General features: G+C 74.7%; 19 protein-coding genes and 1 pseudogene. 17 read left to right on the top strand and 3 right to left on the bottom strand.

Annotated elements, in window-relative coordinates:
• Positions 1-42: 42 nt before the first annotated feature.
• The 13 genes from EQG70_RS03130 (at position 43) to EQG70_RS03190 (ending at position 12,840) form a co-directional block, all read left to right on the top strand.
• A complete protein-coding gene (locus EQG70_RS03130) occupies positions 43-2,397 on the top strand; it encodes a glycoside hydrolase family 65 protein (protein ID WP_109268550.1) in 2,355 nt (784 codons plus the stop codon).
• Positions 2,394-4,199, top strand: a complete 1,806-nt coding sequence (gene recQ / locus EQG70_RS03135) for a DNA helicase RecQ (RefSeq protein WP_017833043.1) — start codon at positions 2,394-2,396, stop codon at positions 4,197-4,199. Before EQG70_RS03130 ends, recQ begins: the two co-directional genes overlap by 4 nt.
• Before the next feature lie 61 nt (positions 4,200-4,260).
• On the top strand, positions 4,261-4,659 hold the full coding sequence (locus tag EQG70_RS03140; RefSeq protein ID WP_017833044.1) for a TOBE domain-containing protein: 399 nt from the start codon (positions 4,261-4,263) through the stop codon (positions 4,657-4,659).
• A 7-nt stretch (positions 4,660-4,666) separates the two neighbouring features.
• Positions 4,667-5,425 carry a molybdate ABC transporter substrate-binding protein gene (gene modA, locus EQG70_RS03145; RefSeq protein ID WP_017833045.1) on the top strand — a complete coding sequence of 253 codons (759 nt, stop codon included), beginning with the start codon at positions 4,667-4,669 and terminating at the stop codon, positions 5,423-5,425.
• Positions 5,422-6,228 carry an ABC transporter permease gene (locus EQG70_RS03150; RefSeq protein ID WP_109268549.1) on the top strand — a complete coding sequence of 269 codons (807 nt, stop codon included), beginning with the start codon at positions 5,422-5,424 and terminating at the stop codon, positions 6,226-6,228. Before modA ends, EQG70_RS03150 begins: the two co-directional genes overlap by 4 nt.
• Positions 6,229-6,257: 29 nt before the next feature.
• Positions 6,258-6,896, top strand: a complete 639-nt coding sequence (locus EQG70_RS03155; RefSeq protein ID WP_229587645.1) for a sulfate/molybdate ABC transporter ATP-binding protein — start codon at positions 6,258-6,260, stop codon at positions 6,894-6,896.
• A 124-nt stretch (positions 6,897-7,020) separates the two neighbouring features.
• Complete coding sequence (locus EQG70_RS03160) at positions 7,021-8,229, top strand: acyl-CoA dehydrogenase family protein (protein WP_109242991.1); 1,209 nt, start codon at positions 7,021-7,023, stop codon at positions 8,227-8,229.
• Positions 8,230-8,294: 65 nt separating this feature from the next.
• Positions 8,295-9,053 (top strand): SDR family NAD(P)-dependent oxidoreductase, encoded by a 759-nt coding sequence (locus EQG70_RS03165; protein ID WP_109268548.1) that lies wholly within the window; start codon positions 8,295-8,297, stop codon positions 9,051-9,053.
• 25 nt (positions 9,054-9,078) lie between these two features.
• Positions 9,079-9,660, top strand: a complete 582-nt coding sequence (pyrE, locus tag EQG70_RS03170; RefSeq protein ID WP_017833050.1) for an orotate phosphoribosyltransferase — start codon at positions 9,079-9,081, stop codon at positions 9,658-9,660.
• Positions 9,653-10,306 (top strand): TrmH family RNA methyltransferase, encoded by a 654-nt coding sequence (locus EQG70_RS03175; RefSeq protein WP_109242990.1) that lies wholly within the window; start codon positions 9,653-9,655, stop codon positions 10,304-10,306. The genes pyrE and EQG70_RS03175 overlap by 8 nt, the downstream gene beginning before the upstream one ends.
• Before the next feature lie 99 nt (positions 10,307-10,405).
• Positions 10,406-11,428, top strand: a complete 1,023-nt coding sequence (gene fbaA, locus EQG70_RS03180) for a class II fructose-bisphosphate aldolase (RefSeq protein ID WP_109221779.1) — start codon at positions 10,406-10,408, stop codon at positions 11,426-11,428.
• 120 nt (positions 11,429-11,548) lie between these two features.
• A complete protein-coding gene (locus EQG70_RS03185; RefSeq protein ID WP_109242989.1) occupies positions 11,549-11,968 on the top strand; it encodes a DUF3151 domain-containing protein in 420 nt (139 codons plus the stop codon).
• 107 nt (positions 11,969-12,075) lie between these two features.
• Positions 12,076-12,840 (top strand): maleate cis-trans isomerase family protein, encoded by a 765-nt coding sequence (locus EQG70_RS03190; protein ID WP_109221778.1) that lies wholly within the window; start codon positions 12,076-12,078, stop codon positions 12,838-12,840.
• 11 nt (positions 12,841-12,851) lie between these two features.
• Here EQG70_RS03190 and EQG70_RS03195 read toward each other — a convergent pair whose 3' ends face one another.
• Positions 12,852-13,562, bottom strand: coding sequence for a maleate cis-trans isomerase family protein (locus tag EQG70_RS03195; RefSeq protein WP_109268547.1), 711 nt, complete (start codon positions 13,560-13,562; stop codon positions 12,852-12,854).
• Positions 13,563-13,653: 91 nt separating this feature from the next.
• Between EQG70_RS03195 and EQG70_RS03200 the strand changes: the two genes are divergently transcribed.
• The 3 genes from EQG70_RS03200 to EQG70_RS03210 all read left to right on the top strand — a co-directional run bounded on the left by EQG70_RS03200 (position 13,654) and on the right by EQG70_RS03210 (position 16,342).
• A complete protein-coding gene (locus EQG70_RS03200; protein ID WP_109268546.1) occupies positions 13,654-15,099 on the top strand; it encodes an amidase in 1,446 nt (481 codons plus the stop codon).
• Entirely contained in the window at positions 15,096-15,599 is a 504-nt protein-coding gene (locus tag EQG70_RS03205) for a DUF3830 family protein (RefSeq protein ID WP_017833058.1), read from the top strand. The genes EQG70_RS03200 and EQG70_RS03205 overlap by 4 nt, the downstream gene beginning before the upstream one ends.
• A gap of 80 nt (positions 15,600-15,679) precedes the next feature.
• Positions 15,680-16,342: a GntR family transcriptional regulator gene (locus tag EQG70_RS03210; RefSeq protein WP_035925743.1), complete on the top strand. Its 663-nt coding sequence runs from the start codon at positions 15,680-15,682 to the stop codon at positions 16,340-16,342.
• A gap of 39 nt (positions 16,343-16,381) precedes the next feature.
• Here the strand turns inward: EQG70_RS03210 and EQG70_RS18275 are convergent, their stop codons facing one another.
• Entirely contained in the window at positions 16,382-17,461 is a 1,080-nt protein-coding gene (locus EQG70_RS18275) for a trimeric intracellular cation channel family protein (protein ID WP_138976447.1), read from the bottom strand.
• Here EQG70_RS18275 and EQG70_RS18815 point away from each other — a divergent pair.
• Positions 17,358-17,930 (top strand): annotated as a pseudogene (locus EQG70_RS18815) (AI-2E family transporter); the annotation flags it as partial. The gene EQG70_RS18275 and the pseudogene EQG70_RS18815 sit on opposite strands and share 104 nt — an antisense overlap.
• Before the next feature lie 306 nt (positions 17,931-18,236).
• Here the strand turns inward: EQG70_RS18815 and EQG70_RS03225 are convergent.
• On the bottom strand, positions 18,237-19,487 hold the full coding sequence (locus EQG70_RS03225) for a phospholipase D-like domain-containing protein (RefSeq protein ID WP_051063743.1): 1,251 nt from the start codon (positions 19,485-19,487) through the stop codon (positions 18,237-18,239).
• Positions 19,488-19,489: the final 2 nt, after the last annotated feature.

Raw genomic sequence — 19,489 nt, forward strand, 5'->3', positions numbered from 1 at the left:
CGCGGCCGGGTGCCGCCCGGCCGCGGGAGCTAACGTGGTGCCATGCCTCAACCGTCGAACGATGCCTCCGCCTGGCAGGTCCGCGAGTCCGCCCTCGACCCCGGCGCGCACGGCGCCCTGGAGTCCGTCTTCGCCCTGTCCAACGGGTACGTCGGGATCCGGGGCACGCTGGACGAGGCGCAGCCCAGCGCCTCCCGCGGGACCTTCCTGGCCGGGGTCTACGAGTACCACCCGCTGTCCTACCCCGAGGGCGGCTACGGGCACCCGGAGCACGGGCAGGCCATCATCGGCGTGGCCGACGGGAGCACCGTGCGCCTGCAGGTGGACGGGGTGCCGCTGGATGTCCGGGAGTCCCCGCCGGAGCAGCACGACCGCGTGCTCGACCTGCGCGCGGGCACGCTGCGCCGCGAGACGGAGTGGGTCACCCCGCGCGGCGCCCGGATGCGCCTGACGTCCACCCGCCTGGTCTCGCTGACCCAGCGCTCCGTCACGGCGATCCGCTACGAGGTCGAGGCGCTGGACCGCACGGTCCAGGCGGTGCTGCGCTCCGACCTGGTCGTCAACGGCACCCCGCCCAAGGTGGAGAACGAGGACCCGCGCGTGGCCGCGGTCCTGGAGCAGCCGTTCCGTGCCCGCCTCAGCCGCTGCCACGAGACCGGCGGCGTCCTGGTCCACCGCACCCACGGGAGCGAGATCGGGGTGGCCGCGGCGGTCGAGCACGAGGTCGACATGCCGGCCGGCGGCGCCGTGAGCACGCAGTGCGACGACGACCAGGTGGTCACCACCCTCGTGACCGACCTCCGGCCCGGGCAGCGGGTGGGGTTCGTCAAGTACCTCTGCCACGCGTCCTCGGACGCGGACCCCTCGGCCGACCTGCGGGAGCAGGTGCTCGCCGCGATGACCGGGGCGCGGCGGCGCGGCTGGGACGGGCTGCTCGCCGACCAGCGGGCGGAGCTGGACGAGTACTGGGACAGCGCCGAGGTGGAGATCGACAGAGACCCCGAGCTGCAGCTGGCGATCCGCTTCGACCTGTTCCAGCTCCTGCAGGCGGCGGCCTGCGTCAGCCGCGCCCCGGTCGGGGCGAAGGGGCTGACCGGCGGCGGGTACAGCGGGCACACCTTCTGGGACATCGAGGGCTTCGTGCTGCCGGCCCTGGCGCTGCTGCGCCCCCGGGACGCCGCCCGGCTCCTGCAGTGGCGCTCCTCGACCCTGGACCGGGCCCGGGAGCGGGCGCAGGTCCTGGACCTGGGCGGCGCCTCCTTCCCGTGGCGCACCATCGACGGGCACGAGACGTCGGCGTACTGGCCGGCCAGCACCGCGGCCATGCACGTCAACGCCGACATCGCGCGGGCCTTCCGCTGGTGGGCCGACGCCACCGGCGAGGACCTCACCGAGGTCGGCGGGGTCGACGTCCTGGTGGAGACGGCGCGCGTGTGGGCGGCCATGGTGCACGAGGACCACGAGGGCGGCATCCACCTCCTCGGCATGACCGGGCCGGACGAGTACACCGGCGTGGTGGACGACAACGTCTTCACCAACCTCATGGCCCGGCGCAACCTCCGGGCGGCCGCCGACGCGTGCGAGGAGCACCCCGAGCACGTGGGGCGGCTCTCCGTGACGGCGGACGAGCTCCAGCGGTGGCGGGTCCTGGCGGACGCGATCCACATCCCCTACGACGCCGTGCGCGGCGTGCACCCCTCCAACGAGGGGTTCACGACCTACCGCGAGTGGGACTTCGAGGCCAAGCGCGACGGCTACCCCGTGGAGGAGCACTTCCACTACGCCAAGATCTACCGCCGCCAGATCGTCAAGCAGGCGGACCTGGTCCTCGCCCTGTGGTGGTGCGCCGAGGCGTTCACCCCGGAGCAGACCGCCCGGGACCTGGACTACTACGAGCAGCGCACCGTCCGCGACTCGTCCCTCTCGGCCTGCGTGCAGGCCGTGGTCTGCGCCCGCGTGGGCCACCTGGACCTCGCCCTCGAGCACCTGCGCGAGTCCGCCCTCGTGGACCTGCGGGACATCCAGCAGGACGCCGAGCAGGGCCTGCACCTGGCCTCCGCCGCCGGGTCGTGGCTGGCCGTGGTCTGCGGGTTCGGGGGACTGGACACGGACGGGGGCGAGCTGCGCCTGGCCCCCCGGCTCCCGGAGCGGCTGCACCGGATCGCCTTCCGCCTCCGGTGGCACGGCCGCCGGCTCGGCGTGGAGATCACCCGCTCGGGCACGACCGTGCGGGTCCTGGACGGGGACGCCGGCGAGGTGGCGCTGCAGATCGACGGCGAGGCCCTGGCCGTCACGGCCGCGCGCCCCGCGACCGCGCCGCTGCACACGCCGCACCCGCCCACCCCCGCCCCGCACCAGCCCCCGGGACGCGCCCCGCGCGCCCCCCGCACGCCGTGACGCGCCCCGCGCCCCTCGAGGTGCTCACCCGCGTCTGGGGCTACGACGCCTTCCGCGGGCAGCAGGCCGAGATCATCGACGCGGTCACCGGCGGCGAGGACGCCCTCGTGCTCATGCCCACCGGCGGCGGCAAGAGCCTGTGCTACCAGATCCCGGCGCTCGTCCGGGAGGGCACCGGGGTGGTCATCAGCCCGCTCATCGCGCTCATGCACGACCAGGTCGACGCCCTCGAGCAGGTCGGCGTGCGCGCCGCGTACCTCAACTCCACCCAGACCCTCGAGGAGCGCCGCGACGTGGAGCGTCGACTCCTGGCCGGCGAGCTCGACCTGCTCTACCTCGCTCCCGAGCGCCTCCCGGTCGCGGCCGATCTGCTCGACCGCGCCCGCATCGCGCTCTTCGCCGTCGACGAGGCGCACTGCGTGGCCCAGTGGGGCCACGACTTCCGCCCCGACTACCTCGGGCTGACGATCCTCCACGACCGCTGGCCCGGGGTCCCGCGCATCGCCCTCACCGCCACCGCGACCGCGGAGACGCGCGAGGAGATCGTCCGCAACCTCCGCCTGGACGACGCCCGGGTCTTCGTCTCCAGCTTCGACCGGCCCAACATCCAGTACCGGGTCGGGCCCAAGAAGGACGCCCGCCGGCAGCTGCTCCAGCTCATCCGGACCGAGCACGACGGCGAGGCCGGCATCGTCTACTGCCTCAGCCGCGCCTCGGTCGAGCGCACCGCGGAGTGGTTGGCCGGCCAGGGCGTCACCGCGCTGCCGTACCACGCCGGCCTGCCCGCCGAGGTGCGGTCGCAGCACCAGACCCGCTTCCTGCGCGAGGACGGCGTCGTCATGGTCGCGACCATCGCCTTCGGCATGGGGATCGACAAGCCCGACGTGCGCTTCGTCGCCCACCTCGACCTGCCCAAGAGCGTCGAGGGCTACTACCAGGAGACCGGGCGCGCCGGGCGCGACGGGCTGCCGTCGACGGCGTGGCTGGCCTACGGGCTGCAGGACGTCGTCCAGCAGCGCCGGATGATCGAGGACGGCGAGGGGGACCGGCAGCGCAAGCGCGCCCAGACGCTGCACCTGGACGCGATGCTCGCGCTGTGCGAGACGGTGCAGTGCCGCCGCCGGCAGCTGCTGCGCTACTTCGGCGAGGCGAGCGAGCCGTGCGGCAACTGCGACACGTGCCTGGACCCGCCCGAGGCCTTCGACGGCACGGTCCCGGCGCAGAAGCTCATGTCCACGATCGTGCGGCTGCAGCGGGAGCGGGGCCAGCAGTTCGGCGCCGGGCACCTGGTGGACATCCTGCTCGGCCGGGAGACCGAGCGGGTGGTGCGGATGCGCCACACCGAGCTCACCACGTTCGGCATCGGCACCGAGCTGAGCGACCAGGAGTGGCGCGGGGTGGTGCGCCAGCTGCTCGCCCAGGGCCTGCTCCAGGTGCAGGGCGAGTACGGCGTCCTGGCGCTCACCGAGGCCGCCGGGGAGGTGCTGCGCGGGCAGCGGGAGGTGCGCCTGCGGCGCGAGCCGGAGCGGGCCAGGACCGTCCGCACGCCGAGGACCGCCGCCGCGCCGCCGGTCCTCGACCAGCCCCAGCAGGAGCTCTTCCAGCAGCTGCGGGCCTGGCGCTCCGCCGTGGCCAAGGAGCAGGGCGTGCCCGCGTACGTCGTCTTCAACGACGCGACCCTCGCCGCGATCGCCCAGGCCCGGCCGAGCTCGCTGGGGGAGCTGCGCGGCATCTCCGGTGTCGGCGACGCCAAGCTCGAGCGCTACGGCGAGGCCGTCCGCCAGGTCGTCGCCGACGCCTGATGATCCGCACCTGCGGATGCCGTGCCGGACGAATGACCGTAGATGCGGATAGCATGGCGCCATGACCGAGCTCAGGATCGCCGAGGCCGCCCGCTTCCTCGGCGTCAGCGACGACACCGTCCGGCGCTGGATCGACCAGGGCGCGCTGCACAGCACCCGGAGCGCGACCGGCCAGACCGTGGTGGACGGACTGGAGCTGGCCCGCCTGCTCAAGGAGCGCGCCGTCCGGCCCGAGGACCCCGCGCACGTCGCCAGCTCGGCGCGCAACCGGTTCGTGGGACTGGTCACCGAGGTCGTCTCGGACACCGTGATGTCCCAGGTGGAGCTGCAGTGCGGCCCGCACCGGGTGGTCTCGCTCATGAGCACCGAGGCCGTCCGGGACCTGGGCCTGGAGCCCGGCCGCGTGGCCACGGCCGTCGTCAAGTCGACCAGTGTCGTCGTCGAGACCCCCGGGGCGTGAGGCGGCGGTGCGCACCAGGGCCCCCGCCGCGGCCGTCCTCCTCGCCGCCCTCGGCCTCGGCGCCACCGGGTGCGGGGCCGGCGGGGACCCCGCGACCGTTCTCGACGTCCACGCCGCCGCCTCCCTCACCGGCACCTTCACCGAGCTCGCCGAGCAGTTCGAGGCGCAGCACCCGGGGATCGAGGTGTCCCTGAGCTTCGCCGGGTCCTCCACCCTGGTCCAGCAGCTCACGGAGGGGGCGCCCGCCGACGTCCTCGCCACCGCGGACGAGCGGAGCATGGCCGGGGCCGTGGCGGCCGGCCTCGTCGACGGCGAGCCCGAGGTCTTCGCGACCAACGTCCTGACCGTGGTCGTGCCCGCCGGCAACCCCGCCGGCGTCGCGTCCTTCCGGGACCTGGCGGAGCCGGGCGTGCAGGTCGTGGTGTGCGCCCCGCAGGTGCCGTGCGGCGCCGCCGGCGAGCGGGCCCAGGATGCCTCGGGCGTGCGGCTGAGCCCGGTGAGCGAGGAGGGCTCCGTGACGGACGTGCTCGGCAAGGTCGTCTCGGGCCAGGCGGACGCCGGCCTGGTCTACGCCACGGACGCACGCTCGGCCGGGGACGCGGTCGAGGTCGTCGAGGTCCCGCAGGCGGCGCAGGCCGTCACCCGTTCCCCCGTCGCCGCGCTCGCGGACTCCGACGAGCCGGAGCTCGCCCGGCAGTTCACCGAGCTCGTCGCCGGCGACCGCGGCCGGGAGGTCCTGGCCGGGGCGGGGTTCGGGGCGCCGTGACCCGGCGCCGTCCCCGCGGGTTCAGCACCGTCCCCGGCTGGGTGTGGATCCCGGCGGCCCTGGGCGCCCTGGTGGTGGTCCTGCCGGTCCTCGGGATGCTCGCCCGGGTGGACGGGGGCGGCTTCCTCGGCCTGATCACCTCCGAGTCCTCCCGCACCGCGCTGTGGCTGAGCCTGCGCACCGCGACCGTCTCCACCGCGCTGTGCGTGCTCCTGGGCACCCCGCTGGCCCTGGTGCTGGCCCGCGCCCGGCTGCCCGGGGCGCGGCTGCTGCGGGCACTGGTGCTGCTGCCGCTCGTGCTGCCGCCCGTGGTCGGCGGGATCGCCCTGCTCCACACCTTCGGGCGCCACGGGCTCGTGGGGCGCCACCTCGAGCTGGCGGGGATCAGCATCGCCTTCACCACCGTGGCCGTGGTGCTCGCCCAGACGTTCGTGGCGCTGCCGTTCCTCGTGGTCAGCCTCGAGGGGGCGCTGCGCAGCGCGGCGGCGGGCTACGAGGAGGTCGCGGCCACGCTCGGCGCCCGGCCCACCACCGTGCTGCGCCGGGTCACCCTCCCGCTGGTGCTGCCGGGGCTGGCCTCCGGCGCGGTGCTCTCCTTCGCCCGCTGCCTGGGCGAGTTCGGCGCCACTCTGACCTTCGCCGGCAGCCTGCAGGGGACCACCCGGACCCTGCCCCTGGAGATCTACCTGCTGCGGGAGACGGACCCGGACGCCGCCGTCGCCCTCTCGCTCGTGCTCGTGGTCGTGGCGGTCCTCGTCGTGGGGCTCTCCGCCCCCGTGCGCCGGACGGCGGGCCGGTGGTGACCGGGCCGGCGGCGACGGAGGGGCTGTCCGTGACCGCCCGGCTGGCCGCCCGGGACGTGGACCTCTCGCTGAGCGTCCCGCCGGGGGCCACCGTGGCGGTGACCGGCCACAACGGCGCGGGGAAGTCCACCCTCTTCGCCGTCCTCGCCGGGCTGCTCGTGCCGGACACCGGCCGGTGCACCCTCGACGGGACCGTGCTCTTCGACCTCGACGCCACGGGGCGCGGGCGCTGGGTGCCCCCGCACGAGCGCGGCATCGCGCTCATGGCGCAGGAGCCGCTGCTGTTCCCGCACCTGAGCGTGCTCGAGAACGTGGCCTTCGGCCCGCGCAGCCGCGGGGCGGGCCGGGCCCGGTCGCGGACCGCCGCCCGGCACTGGCTCGCCGAGGTGGGCGCCGAGCAGTTCGCCGACCGCCGCCCGGCCCAGCTCTCCGGCGGCCAGGCGCAGCGCGTGGCGATCGCCCGGGCCCTGGCGGCCGAGCCGCGGCTGCTGCTGCTGGACGAGCCGTTCTCCGCCCTGGACGCGGCCGCCCGGCCCCTCGTCCGCGAGCTGCTGGTCCGGGTGCTGGCGGGGCGCACGGCCCTGGTCATCAGCCACGACCCCGGGGACGCCGCCGCCCTCGCCGAGCACGTCGTGGTGCTCGAGCACGGCCGGGTCGCGGCGGGCTGAGCACCGCGCCGGAACGCTCCGGCGCCTCCCCGGCCCGCGCAGTACGATCGGGACCACCACCGTTTTCGTATGACCCGGCTCACACGACCCACCCCGTCGTGACGGGCCGACGAGAGGACCACCCATGACTCCCGTCCTGCGCGGCGAATCCCCGTCCGTGGAGCAGCACCCCGGCATCCCCTTCCCGGACGCCGACCTCTTCTGCTTCGCCGCCCTGCTCCCCCCGGAGGAGCGCGCCCGGCTGGCCGACCTGCACACCTTCCTCCAGGAGCAGGTCCGCCCCGTGGTCACGCCCTACTGGAACCGCGAGGAGTTCCCGTCCCACCTGCTCCCGGCGCTGGCCGCCCACGGGCTCGGCGAGCTCGAGCTCTCCGGGGCGAGCCGGCTCTACCGGGGCCTGGCCTACGCCGAGGTCGCCCGGGCCGACGTGTCGCTGAGCGCCCTCGTCGGGATCCACAACGAGCTCATCGTCGACCTGATCGCCGCCCTGGGCTCGGAGGAGCAGAAGAACCGCTGGCTGCCCGACCTGCGCCGCTTCCGGGCCCTCGGCGCCTTCGCCCTCACCGAGCCCGAGCACGGCTCCGACATCGCCGGCGGCCTGGCCACCACCGCGACCCGGGACGGGGACGAGTGGGTGCTCACCGGGACCAAGCGCTGGATCGGCGCCGGCACGATCGCCGACGTCGCGATCGTCTGGGCCCGCGACACCGCCGACGGGAAGGTCAAGGGCTTCCTCGTGGAGACCGACCGGCCGGGCTGGTCCGCCACGAAGATCGAGCACAAGATCGGGCTGCGGATCATGCAGAACGCCGACATCGTCCTGGACGAGGTCCGCATCCCGGCGGACAACGCCCTGCCCGGGGCGCAGGACTTCGCCGCGGCCAACGTGATGCTGCGCAACTCCCGCGCCTGGGTGGGCTGGCAGAGCGCCGGGGTCCAGCTCGCGATCTTCGACGTCGCCCGCGACTACGCCCTGACCCGGCGGCAGTTCGGCCGCCCGCTCGCGAAGTTCCAGCTCGTCCAGGAGCCCCTCGCCCGGATCCTCGGCAACGCCACGGCCGCCCTGGGCCTCATGGCCCAGATCGCCCGGCTCCAGGAGGACGGGGGCTTCGACATGCCCCACGCCGCGCTGGCCAAGGCCACCACCACGTCCCTGGCCCGCGAGTCCGCGGCCCTGGGCCGGAACCTGCTCGGCGGCAACGGCGTGGTCACCGACCACGAGATGGCCAAGCTCTTCAACGACGTCGAGATCCTCTACACCTACGAGGGCACCTACGAGATCAACGCCCTGATCGTGGGCCGCGCCGTCACCGGCGTCTCCGCGTTCGTCTGAGCCGGGTCCCCGCACCACCGTCCGGCCCCCACCGCCCCGAGCAGCTCCTTCCGAAAGGACCCCGCATGGACGTCACCGACACCTCCGCCCTCGTCACCGGCGCCGCCTCGGGCCTCGGCGCGGCCACCGCCGCGCTGCTCGCCGGGCGCGGCGTGCGGGTCTTCGGCGTGGACCTCCCGGCCGCGCTCGAGAACGCCCCCGACGTCCCCGGCGTCACCCGCGTGCCCGCCGACGTCACCGACCGGGAGCAGGTGCGCGGGGCCGTCGCGGCCGCGGCCGGGGCCGGGCCCCTGCGCACCGTGGTCAACTGCGCCGGCATCGGCCCCTCGGCCCGGGTGCTGGGGAAGAAGGGGGTGCACGACCTCGACCTGTTCGAGACCGTGCTGCGCGTGAACCTCCTCGGCACCTTCACGGTCCTCGCCCTGGCCGCGGAGCGGATCGCCGCCACCGACCCCGTCGACGACGACGGCCAGCGCGGGCTGGTCGTCAACACGGCCTCCGTCGCCGCGTTCGAGGGGCAGGTGGGGCAGGCCGCCTACGCGGCGTCGAAGGGCGGGGTGCACAGCCTCGGCATCACCGCGGCCCGGGACCTCGCGAGCGCCGGCATCCGGGTGAACACCATCGCCCCCGGCGTGATCGAGACGCCCATGCTCGCGGCGGTGGGCGAGGAGTTCCGGGCCGCGCTCGCGGCGGGTGTGCCGTTCCCGCGCCGGCTCGGCCGGCCCGGGGAGTTCGCCCAGCTCGTGGCGGCGTTCCTCGACAACGACTACCTCAACGGCACCACCGTCCGGATGGACGGGGCGCTGCGCATGGCGCCCCGCTGAGAGACCGCCCCATAGACTGGGGCCCATGACCACCGACTTCTCGCCCGTCGACCTCGCGACGGCCCGCGACCGCCTCCGCCAGCTGATCATCGACCTCGCCGTGGTGCGGGGCCGGGTCACGCTCGCCAGCGGCATCGAGGCCGACTACTACGTGGACCTGCGCCGCGTGACCCTCCACCACGAGGCGTCGCGCTACGTGGGTCAGGTGATGCTGGCGCTGCTCGACGAGGCCGGGATCTCCTGCGCCGCCGTGGGCGGGCTGACCATGGGGGCGGACCCCGTGGGCCACGCGATCATGCGCACGGCGGGGGACCAGGGCCGGGCCGTCGACACGTTCGTGGTCCGCAAGGCCCAGAAGAGCTACGGGATGGGCCGCCAGGTCGAGGGCCCCCCGGTGCAGGGCCGCGACGTCGTCGTCGTGGAGGACACCTCCACGACCGGCGGGTCCGCGCTCACCGCGGTGGAGGCCCTGCAGCGGGCCGGCGCCAACGTGGTGGCCGTGGCGATCATCGTGGACCGGCGGACCGGCGCCAAGGAGCGCATCGAGGAGACGGCGGGCGTGCCGTGCCTCTACGCCTTCACGAAGGACGAGCTCGGGCTTGACTGACCCCGTCGACGGGACCGGCGCCGCGGGACCGGGCCCCGCGGTGGGCGTCGGCCCCTGGGCGGGCCCGTGGCCCGAGGGGGAGCAGTGGGATCCGGAGCTGCTCGAGCACGGGGACCGGCGCAACGTCGTGGACGCCTATAGGTACTGGACGATGGACGCGATCGTGGCCGATCTGGACACCCGCCGGCACGGGTTCCACGTGGCGGTCGAGAACTGGCAGCACGACCTGAACATCGGCTCGGTGGTGCGCACCGCCAACGCGTTTCTCGCCCGGGAGGTGCACATCGTCGGCAGACGGCGCTGGAACCGCAGGGGAGCGATGGTCACCGACCGGTACCAGCACCTGCGCCACCACGCGAGCGTCGAGGAGTTCGCCGCCTGGGCGGACGCCGAGGGCCTGCCCGTGATCGGGATCGACAACTTCCCCGACTCGCAGCGGCTCGAGACCTACGACCTGCCCGAGCGCTGCGTGCTGGTGCTCGGCCAGGAGGGGCCGGGGCTGAGCCCCGAGATGCACGCCGCGGCCGGGGCCACCCTGTCGATCGCCCAGTTCGGCTCGACCCGCTCCATCAACGCCTCCGCGGCGGCCGCGGTGGCGATGCACGCCTGGATCCGGCGCCACGTCTTCGGCCAGCCGGTCGCCTGACGGGCGACCCGCCGCGTCCACCCGCCGTCCCCCCGTCGTCCCGCGGCGCGGCTTTGGCTAGAGTGGGAGCCAGGCCACACCCGAACCGAAGGAGCCAGCATGCCCATCGCAACCCCTGATGTCTACGCCGAGATGATCGACCGGGCCAAGGAGAAGGGTTTCGCCTACCCGGCGATCAACGTCACCTCCTCCCAGACCCTCAACGCCGCCATCCGCGGCTTCGCCGAGGCCGGCTCGGACGGCATCATCCAGGCCTCCACCGGCGGCGCCGCCTACTGGTCCGGGGCCTCCGTCAAGGACATGGTCAACGGCTCGCTCGCGATGGCCGCCTTCGCCCGCGAGGTCGCCAAGAACTACGACGTCAACATCGCCCTGCACACCGACCACTGCCCGCAGGACAAGCTCGAGGGCTTCGTGCTGCCGCTGCTGGAGGAGTCGGAGAAGGCCGTGGCCCGCGGCGAGGACCCGATCTTCCAGTCCCACATGTGGGACGGCTCCGCCATCGAGCTCGACGAGAACCTCAGGATCGCCCAGGACCTGCTGGCCCGCACGAACAAGGCCAAGATCATCCTCGAGGTCGAGATCGGCGCGGTCGGCGGCGAGGAGGACGGCGTCGAGAACGAGATCAACGAGAAGCTGTACTCCACCGTCGAGGACGGTCTCGCCACGGTCGAGGCCCTCGGCGCCGGCGAGAACGGCCGCTACCTCACCGCCCTGACCTTCGGCAACGTGCACGGCGTGTACAAGCCCGGCGGGGTCAAGCTGCGCCCCGAGCTGCTGCAGCAGATCCAGGCGGAGGTCGGCAAGAAGCTCGGCCAGGACCGCCCGTTCGACCTCGTCTTCCACGGCGGCTCCGGCTCCTCCGCGCAGGAGATCGCCGACGCCGTCTCCTACGGCGTGGTCAAGATGAACGTGGACACCGACACCCAGTACGCCTTCACCCGCCCCATCGCCGGGTTCATGTTCGCCAACTACGACGGCGTCCTGAAGATCGACGGCGAGGTCGGCAACAAGAAGAAGTACGACCCGCGCGTGTGGGGGGCCCTGGCCGAGGAGTCCATGGCCGCCCGCGTGGTCGAGGCCTGCCAGAACCTCGGCTCCGCCGGGACCTCCGTCAAGTAGCCGCCCCTCCGCGGCCGCGGAGCACGACGGCGGCGTCCTGCCCGAGCGGGGCGCCGCCGTCGTTCCCGCGCCCGTCCTGCACGCCCCGCAGTCCCGCGCATCGAAAGGACCCCGTCCCTCATGAGCCTCACCGGCAAGAACCTGCTCGGCGGCCCCGAGCCCACCTACCTCACCGAGGACCCGGGCCTGGTCGAGCGCATCGAGGCGGGCGACGAGGCGGAGGACCTCGCCGCGCGCTTCCCGAAGGCCTCCCTCGCGTGGGCCATGTGCGCCGAGGACGCCCTCACCGAGGGCCGCGTCCTCGAGGGCTACGCCTTCGCCCGCGTGGGCTACCACCGCGGCCTCGACGCCCTGCGCGGCCACGGGTGGAAGGGCCACGGGCCCGTCCCGTTCTCCCACGAGCCCAACCGCGGCTTCCTGCGGGCGCTCGCGGCCCTGGGCCGGGCCGCCGCGGCCATCGGCGAGTTCGACGAGGCCGAGCGGATCCAGAAGTTCCTCAACGACTCGGACCCCACCGCCGCGGAGCAGCTGCAGCGCTGACCCGGCGGTCGCCAGGGCCCGGGGGACGCCGGAGGACGGCTCCCGGGCCCTCGTCGTGTCCGGTCACGACCGTTGTCGACCGGCCGGAGCGGTGCCAGCATGGAGGCATGGCCGCCCCGCAGACGCCCCTCCCGGAGGGCCCCGGCGTCCAGCGCGTGCTCGGCGTGGTGAACCCCTACGACATGGCCCTCGACCGCGAGATGTGGCGGTGGATGCCCGCGACGACGTCCCTGGCGGTGGCGCGCACGCCGTACCACCCCCTGGTCGTGGACGAGCTCATGGCCGCGCGGATCGGCGACGACGCCGAGATCAGGGCGGCGGCCCGCTCCCTGGCGGCCGTGGGCCCGGAGGCCGTGGTCTACGCCTGCACGTCCGGCAGCTTCGTGCACGGCCGGCGGGGGGCCCGGCGGATCTCCCGGACGATCGCCGAGGAGACCGGTGTCCCGGCCCTCACCACCTCCGAGGCGCTGCTCGAGGCGCTCGACGCCCTGGGCACGACCGCCCTCGCGATCGCCACCCCCTACGTCGAGCGGCTCACGCAGCGGCTGGAGGACTTCCTCGCGGAGGACGGCAGGGACGTCGTCGCCTGCGCGGGCCTGGGGCTGGACCGGCTCATCTGGCACGTCCCCTACGCCGTGACGGCGGACCTCGTCCGCCGGGCGGACCGGCAGGAGGCCCGGGCCGTCTTCGTGGCCTGCACCAACCTGCCCACCTACGACCTCATCGCGCCCCTCGAGCAGGAGCTGGGCAAGCCGGTGCTGACCGCCAACCAGGTCACGCTGTGGGCGGGCCTGCGCCGGCTGGGCCTGACCCCGGAGGGCCCGGGGCAGCGCCTGTGCGCCCTGCCGTCCCGCGAGGCCGAGCTGCGCTGAGCCGGCCAGGGTCACGCCCGGAAGAGGGCGCCGAGCCGGTCGGCGCGGGCGGGGTGCCCGGCCAGCCGCAGCCCGTGCCACGCCGTCACCTGGTTCGCGGTCAGCACGGGCAGCCCGAGCGCCCGCTCGAGCTCCGGCAGGGCGGCCACCGTGTGCAGGGCCGTGTCCGGGACGAGCAGGCACTCGGCGCCCCGGACGTCCGCGGCGCGCGCGGCCCCGAGCAGCCACTCGGCGTCGAGGCGCCCGGCGTCCTCGCCGCTGGGGACGCCGTGGGCGGACAGCGCCGTGACCGTGATGCCGTCCCCGGCCAGGAAGGCCGTGAAGCGGACCGCGACGTCCGCCGGGTAGGTCGCCGCCACCGCGACCCGGCGGGCCCCCAGGTGCCGGACCGCCGCCGAGAACGCCCAGGACGTCGAGGAGGCGGGAGCGCCGCCGGCCTCGGCCACCCAGCGGGCCTGGACGAGCGCGCCCTCCCGGCCGTGCACGAAGCTGCCCGACGTGCAGGCCCACAGCACGGCGTCCGGGGCGTGGGCGCGCGCCCGGCGGGCGGCGGGCTCCAGGTGCCGGCGGGCGCCGAGGTCGAGCAGCGCCCCGACGTCGTGCGCGGTGCCGCCCTCCCAGGTGTGCACCACGGGGAAGGCGGCGTCCGGCACGAGGCGCTCCAGCACCGCGTAGTCGTCCTCCGCGCTGTGCCCGGGATAGAGCATGACCACGGTGTGCACGTCGGGGCGCCCCCTCCCGGGAGGGTTGGACGAGATCGGCGAAGAGCTTACAGTTTGATTGTCGACAATCGTAGCCGCCGGAGGGGGTCCCGTGCAGGACGTGCTGGAGCTGTCCGCGCTGCAGCTGTCGGCGGCCTACGCCGCGGGCGAGCTGTCGCCGGTCGAGGTCGTCGAGGCGACGCTGCGCGCGATCGAGACCGTGGACCCGGTCCTCAACGCCTTCTGCCTCGTGGAGGGCGACGAGGCGCTGCGCGGCGCCCGGGACTCGCAGGAGCGCTGGGCCCGCGGGGAGGGGCGCGGACCGCTGGACGGGGTGCCCACCACGGTCAAGGACCTGCTCCTGGCCCGCGGCCGGCCCACCCTGCGGGGCTCCCTGCTCGTCGACGACGCCGGGCCGTGGGACGAGGACGCCCCGTCGGTGGCCCGGCTCAAGGAGGCCGGCGCGGTGCTCGTCGGCAGGACGACCACCCCGGAGTTCGGCTGGAAGGGCGTCACGGACAGCCCCCGCACCGGTGTCACGGTCAACCCCTGGGACACCGCCCGGACCCCCGGCGGCTCCTCGGGCGGCTCGGCCGCCGCCGTGGCGGCCCGGCTCGGCGCCCTGTCGGTGGGCACCGACGGCGGGGGGTCCGTCCGCATCCCGGCCTCCTTCTGCGGGATCGTGGGGCTCAAGCCCACCTACGGGCTGGTGCCCCTGTACCCGGCGAGCCCCTTCGGCACGCTGGCCCACGCCGGGCCGCTGACCCGCACCGTGGCCGACGCCGCCGCGATGCTCGACGCCCTGTCCGGGTACGACCCCCGGGACTGGTCCGCGCTGCCCACCCCCACCGGGAGCTTCCTCGGCCGGCTGGCCGGCCCGGAGCGGGCGGCCGGCCTGCGGGTGGCCTTCAGCCCGGACCTCGGCTACGGCGCCAACGACCCCGGGGTGGAGCGCTCCGTGCGGGCGGCCGTCGGGGTGCTGGCCGAGCTCGGCGCGGTGGTCGAGGAGGTGGAGCTGGGCCAGGAGGACCCCGTGTGGGCCTACCACGTGCTCTGGTTCAGCGGCGCGGCGGCCGTGGTGGCCGGCTGCGGGGCGGGCGCGCTCGAACGGATCGACCCCTCCCTGCGCGCCGCGCTCGAGCGGCACCACGGCTTCACCGCCCAGGACTACCTCGACGCCACGGCCTGCCGCATGGCCTGGGGCCGCCGGATGGGCCTGCTGCACGAGCGCTACGACGTCCTCGTGACGCCCACCCTGCCCCGGACGGCCTTCGAGGCCGGCACGGACGTCCCGGCCGGGTCCCCGAGCCAGGACTGGACCAGCTGGACGCCCTACTCCTACCCCTTCAACCTCACCCAGCAGCCCGCGGTCACCGTCCCGTGCGGGCTCTCCGCGGAGGGGCTGCCCGTCGGCCTGCAGATCGTGGGCCCGCGCCACGGCGACCAGCGGGTGCTCGACGCCGCGGCCGCCTACGAGGCCGCGGCCGGCCACGGCGCCCTCCGCCCACCGGCCGCGGCCCGGTCCTCCGCCGCGGTGCCGGTGCGGAGCACCCCGTGACCCGCTACCTCACCGTCGGCCTGGAGCGGCGCGCCGTCACCGCCCGCGCCCGGCTCCTGGACCGCGAGGCGCCCCGGACCGCCGAGGCCGTCTGGCGGGCGCTGCCCCTCGCCGGCCAGGTCTTCCACGGGAAGTTCGCCCGCAACGAGATCTACGCCCTGGTCCCGGCGTTCGCGCCCGAGGAGCCGGGGCCCGAGAACCAGACCGTGACGCCCATCCCGGGGGACCTCTGCTACTTCAGCTTCGACGGGGTGCTCGAGAACCCCGCCTACGGCTACGACGCCTCCTCCGGGACCTCCGAGCACCGCCTGCTCATCGACCTCGCCGTCTTCTACGGCCGGAACAACCTGCTGCTCAATGGAGACGTTGGGTGGGTGCCGGGCAACGTCTTCGCCACGATCGAGGACGGCCTCGACGAGCTGGCCGCCGCGTGCCAGGACGTGTGGATGGGCGGGGCCCGGGGCGAGACCCTGCGGTTCGCCCGCGCGGAGGAGCCCTGAGCCGGCCGGCACGGCGCGAACTAGGATGGATCCTCGGCCCGGGCGCCCCGCCCCGGGCCGGACGAGAGATGGAGAGCAGCATGGCAGCCCGGTCGGCCCTTCCCCCCGTGGTCCAGGAGTCGACCCCTGCGCTCATCGCCAGGATCCTGCGGGAGGCCATCGCCGACGGCCGCTTCCCGCCCGGGAGCCAGCTCGTGGAGCAGGAGCTGGCCAGGGAGCTCAACGTGAGCCGGGGACCCCTGCGCGAGGCCATGCAGCGGCTCACGCAGGAGGGCCTGCTCGTGGGCCACCGCAACCGCGGGCTGTTCGTGATGGAGCTGACCGAGGACGCGGTCCGGGACATGTACCTCGCCCGGGAGGCCGTGGAGTGCGCGGCCGTGCGCCGGATCGTGGCCACGGGCACCGGGCCCCGGGCCGCCGAGGCGCTGGCCGTGCCGCTGGCCGAGATGCGGGCCGCCGCCCCGGAGCCGAACGGGCGCGCGATGTCGGAGGCGGACCTGCACTTCCACGAGCTGCTCGTGGAGCTCGCCGGCAGCCCCCGGCTGCTCGGCATGCACCGGACGCTGCTCACCCAGATCCGGATGTCCCTGACCGGCATGCAGGGGACCTACGGGTCCGCCGACGCCCGCCTCCGGGAGCACACCGAGATCGCCGAGGCGCTCGACGCGCAGGACGCGGACCGTGCGGACACGCTGCTGCGGGCCCACATGCAGGACGGACTCGAGCGGGTCCTGGGCGCCTGACCGGGCTGCGCCCCTGCCCGCGCGCGGGCCGGCGGGGCGTCAGGACGCGCCGGGCTCCTCGCCGCGGCCGGGACCGCCGGGCCGGCGCGGACGCCACATCGGGCGGGGCCAGTCCCTGCGGGGCAGGCGCACGTTCCACTCGCCCGCCCCGGGCAGCCGCCACCCCCGGCGCCGGGCCACCACGGTGACCGTGGCGGCGGTGAGGATCGCCGCGGCCATGCCCCAGTTGGGGTAGCCCAGACCGTGCAGCACCGCCATCTCGGCGCTGCCGATCACCGCCCCGGTCGCGTAGAGGGTGTTGCCGCCGAAGATCATCGGCACCCGCCCCACCGCGATGTCGCGGATCATCCCGCCGCCCACGGCGGTGATCACCCCGATCATGACGGCCGGCAGCCAGGTCAGTCCCACGTCGAGGGCCTTGCCCGTGCCCGTCGCCGCCCAGCAGCCCAGGGCCAGGGCGTCGGCCACCACCAGGACGCGGTTGGTCCACTTCCCCCGGAACTGCAGGAAGAACGCGATGGTGGCGCCGGCGATCGCCGTGATCAGGTACGCGGGGTTCGTCAGGGCCACGGGGAAGCCGACCTGCAGGAGGGTGTCGCGCAGCAGTCCCCCGCCGAGCGCGGAGACGACGGCCAGGAACGCGAAGCCGACGGGGTCCATCTTCAGCTGGCGCGCCACCACCCCGCCCAGGACGCCGTTGGTCAGCACGCCGAGCAGGTCGACGGCGTCGAAGGCCGCGCTCGGGTCGAGATCCTCCACGGCCACCACGACCACCACCGCCTCTCCCGCGTCACGCCGACGCCCGAGGGTAGCACCGTCTCCCGCGCCCCTGCTGGCCACCGCGGCGGCGTTCCTGGGCATCCTCGCTCTGGTGGGCGGGGTGGTGACGGGCATCGTCCTCGCGGTCCGCAGCGAGTGGGACAACCTCTCGGCCTCGGCCGTGGAGGGGTGGGAGGAGCTGCAGCGCGTGATCATGTCCGGGCCCCTGCCCGTGGACACCGCCTCCCTGGACGCGCTGCTCCAGCGGGCCACCGACTTCCTCACGTCCAGCGCGTTCGCCGGGGGAGCCATCAGCGGGCTCACGGCCGCCACCGAGTTCCTCGCCGGCGTGGTGCTCATGACCGTCGTCCTGTTCTTCTTCCTGAAGGACGGCGCGAAGATGTGGAACTTCACGCTGCGCTGGTTCCACGGCGGGACCCGGGCGCGGCTCGCCGAGTCCGGGGACCGGGCGGTCCAGGTGCTCGGCGGCTACGTGCGCGGCACCGCGGTCGTCGCCGCCGTCGACGCGGTGTTCATCGGGGTGCCCCTGGCCCTGCTCGGGGTGCCCTTGGCGCTGCCGCTGGCCGTCATCGTGTTCATCGGCGGGTTCGTCCCGATCGTCGGCGCCACGGCCGCGGGGATCCTGGCCGCCCTGGTCACGCTCGTGACCAACGGCCCGTGGACCGCCCTGATCGTGGCCGGCGTCGTCGTCGTCGTCAACCAGATCGAGGGCGACCTCCTCCAGCCCGTGGTGATGGGCCGGACCCTGAGCCTGCACGCGATCGTCGTGCTGCTGGCCCTCACGGTGGGCACCATCGTCGGCGGGATCTTCGGGGCCATCCTCGCCGTGCCGATCACCGCGGTGGCCTGGGCCGTGATCCAGGTGTGGAGCGGCCGGTACCAGGCGGGGGAGGACCCGGTGCTGGGACCGGACCCGCTCGACCCCCAGGACACCGCCCGGTCCAAGGCGAGCATGGCCGAGCGGTGGAAGTACCAGCGGATGCGCTACCAGCACCGCCCCGGCGGCCGGCTCGGGGCCACGGAGCACGACGCCCGCGGGCGGCCGCACGACGGCCCGCCCCGGCCGGGGACGAGCCGGAAGCGCAGGCCTGAGCGGCCCCGGAGGGCCACGGCGTCACAGGAAGGGGCGCAGCGGCACCAGGACGGTCTCGGCGAACCAGGCCGCGGGGGACCGCTCGTCCCACCGGCCCGCGGTCAGCTCCCGGCAGTTCTCGCTGTCGGCGGCGAAGACCGCCTCCATGTCCGCGGCCACGTCCCGGTCGTGGATCTCGAGGTTCGTCTCGTAGTTGAAGCCCAGGCTCAGCCGGTCGATGTTGGCGGTGCCGACGATCGACCACTGCCCGTCGATCGTCGCGGTCTTGGCGTGGATCATGGCGTGGCGGTAGAGCAGCACGGTGATGTCCGCGGCCAGCAGGGTCGAGTAGAAGCCGCGGGAGAGCCAGTCGGCGAGCACGTGGTTGGAGTCCTCGGGCAGGATGACGCGCACGTCCACGCCCCGCCGGGACGCCTCGATCAGGGCGGAGAGGATCTGCTGGTCGGGGATGAAGTAGGCGGTGGTCAGGTAGATGTGGTCCGTGGCCCGGTGGATCGCGTCGAGGTAGACGCTGCGGATCGGGTACACGAGGCTGGCCGGGATGTTGTTGATCGCGCGCACCCGCGAGTCCCAGGAGCCGGGGTTCACGTGCGGGAGCTTCGGCCGCCGCGCCGAGGGGTGGTTCCACACCGCGGCGAAGGAGTGGCCCAGCTCGAAGGCGGCGGGGCCGGTGAGCCGCACGTGGGTGTCCCGCCACTGCGTGGCGTAGAGCGAGCCGAGGTTGTAGCCGCCCACGAACCCGACCTCGTCGTCGACCACCAGCAGCTTGCGGTGGGTCAGCCCGGTCGCCTGCAGGGGGCTCAGCAGCAGGCGCGGGCGCAGGACGGGGAACCGGAAGACGTGCACGTCCGGGTGGAAGCGGTAGAAGCCGCGGGGCACCACGAGGTTGCCGAAGCCGTCGTACATGACGTGCACCTCGACACCGCGGGCGGCGGCGTCGTTGACGGCGTCCAGGAACTCGCGCCCGACCTCGTCGTCCTTCCAGATGAAGGTCTCCAGCAGCACCCGGTGCCGGGCGCCGCGGATCGCGGCGAGCATGTCCCGGTAGAGGTCCTCGCCGTAGGTGTAGATCGTGGTGCCGGTCTCCGCGACCGTGTGCTCGAACGTGCCCGGGCGGGGGAACCCGGAGCGCCTCGAGCGGCTCCGGCGCTTGATCGCGTCGGTGGCCACCAGGGTGGCCACCACCGCCGCCTGCACGGCCACCATGCCCAGGGCGGAGCGGACGGCGAACGAACGGAGCAGGCGGGGCCCGGAGGAACGAGGAATTCTCATCC

Source organism: Kocuria rosea (assembly GCF_006094695.1).
Lineage (GTDB): Bacteria > Actinomycetota > Actinomycetes > Actinomycetales > Micrococcaceae > Kocuria > Kocuria rosea.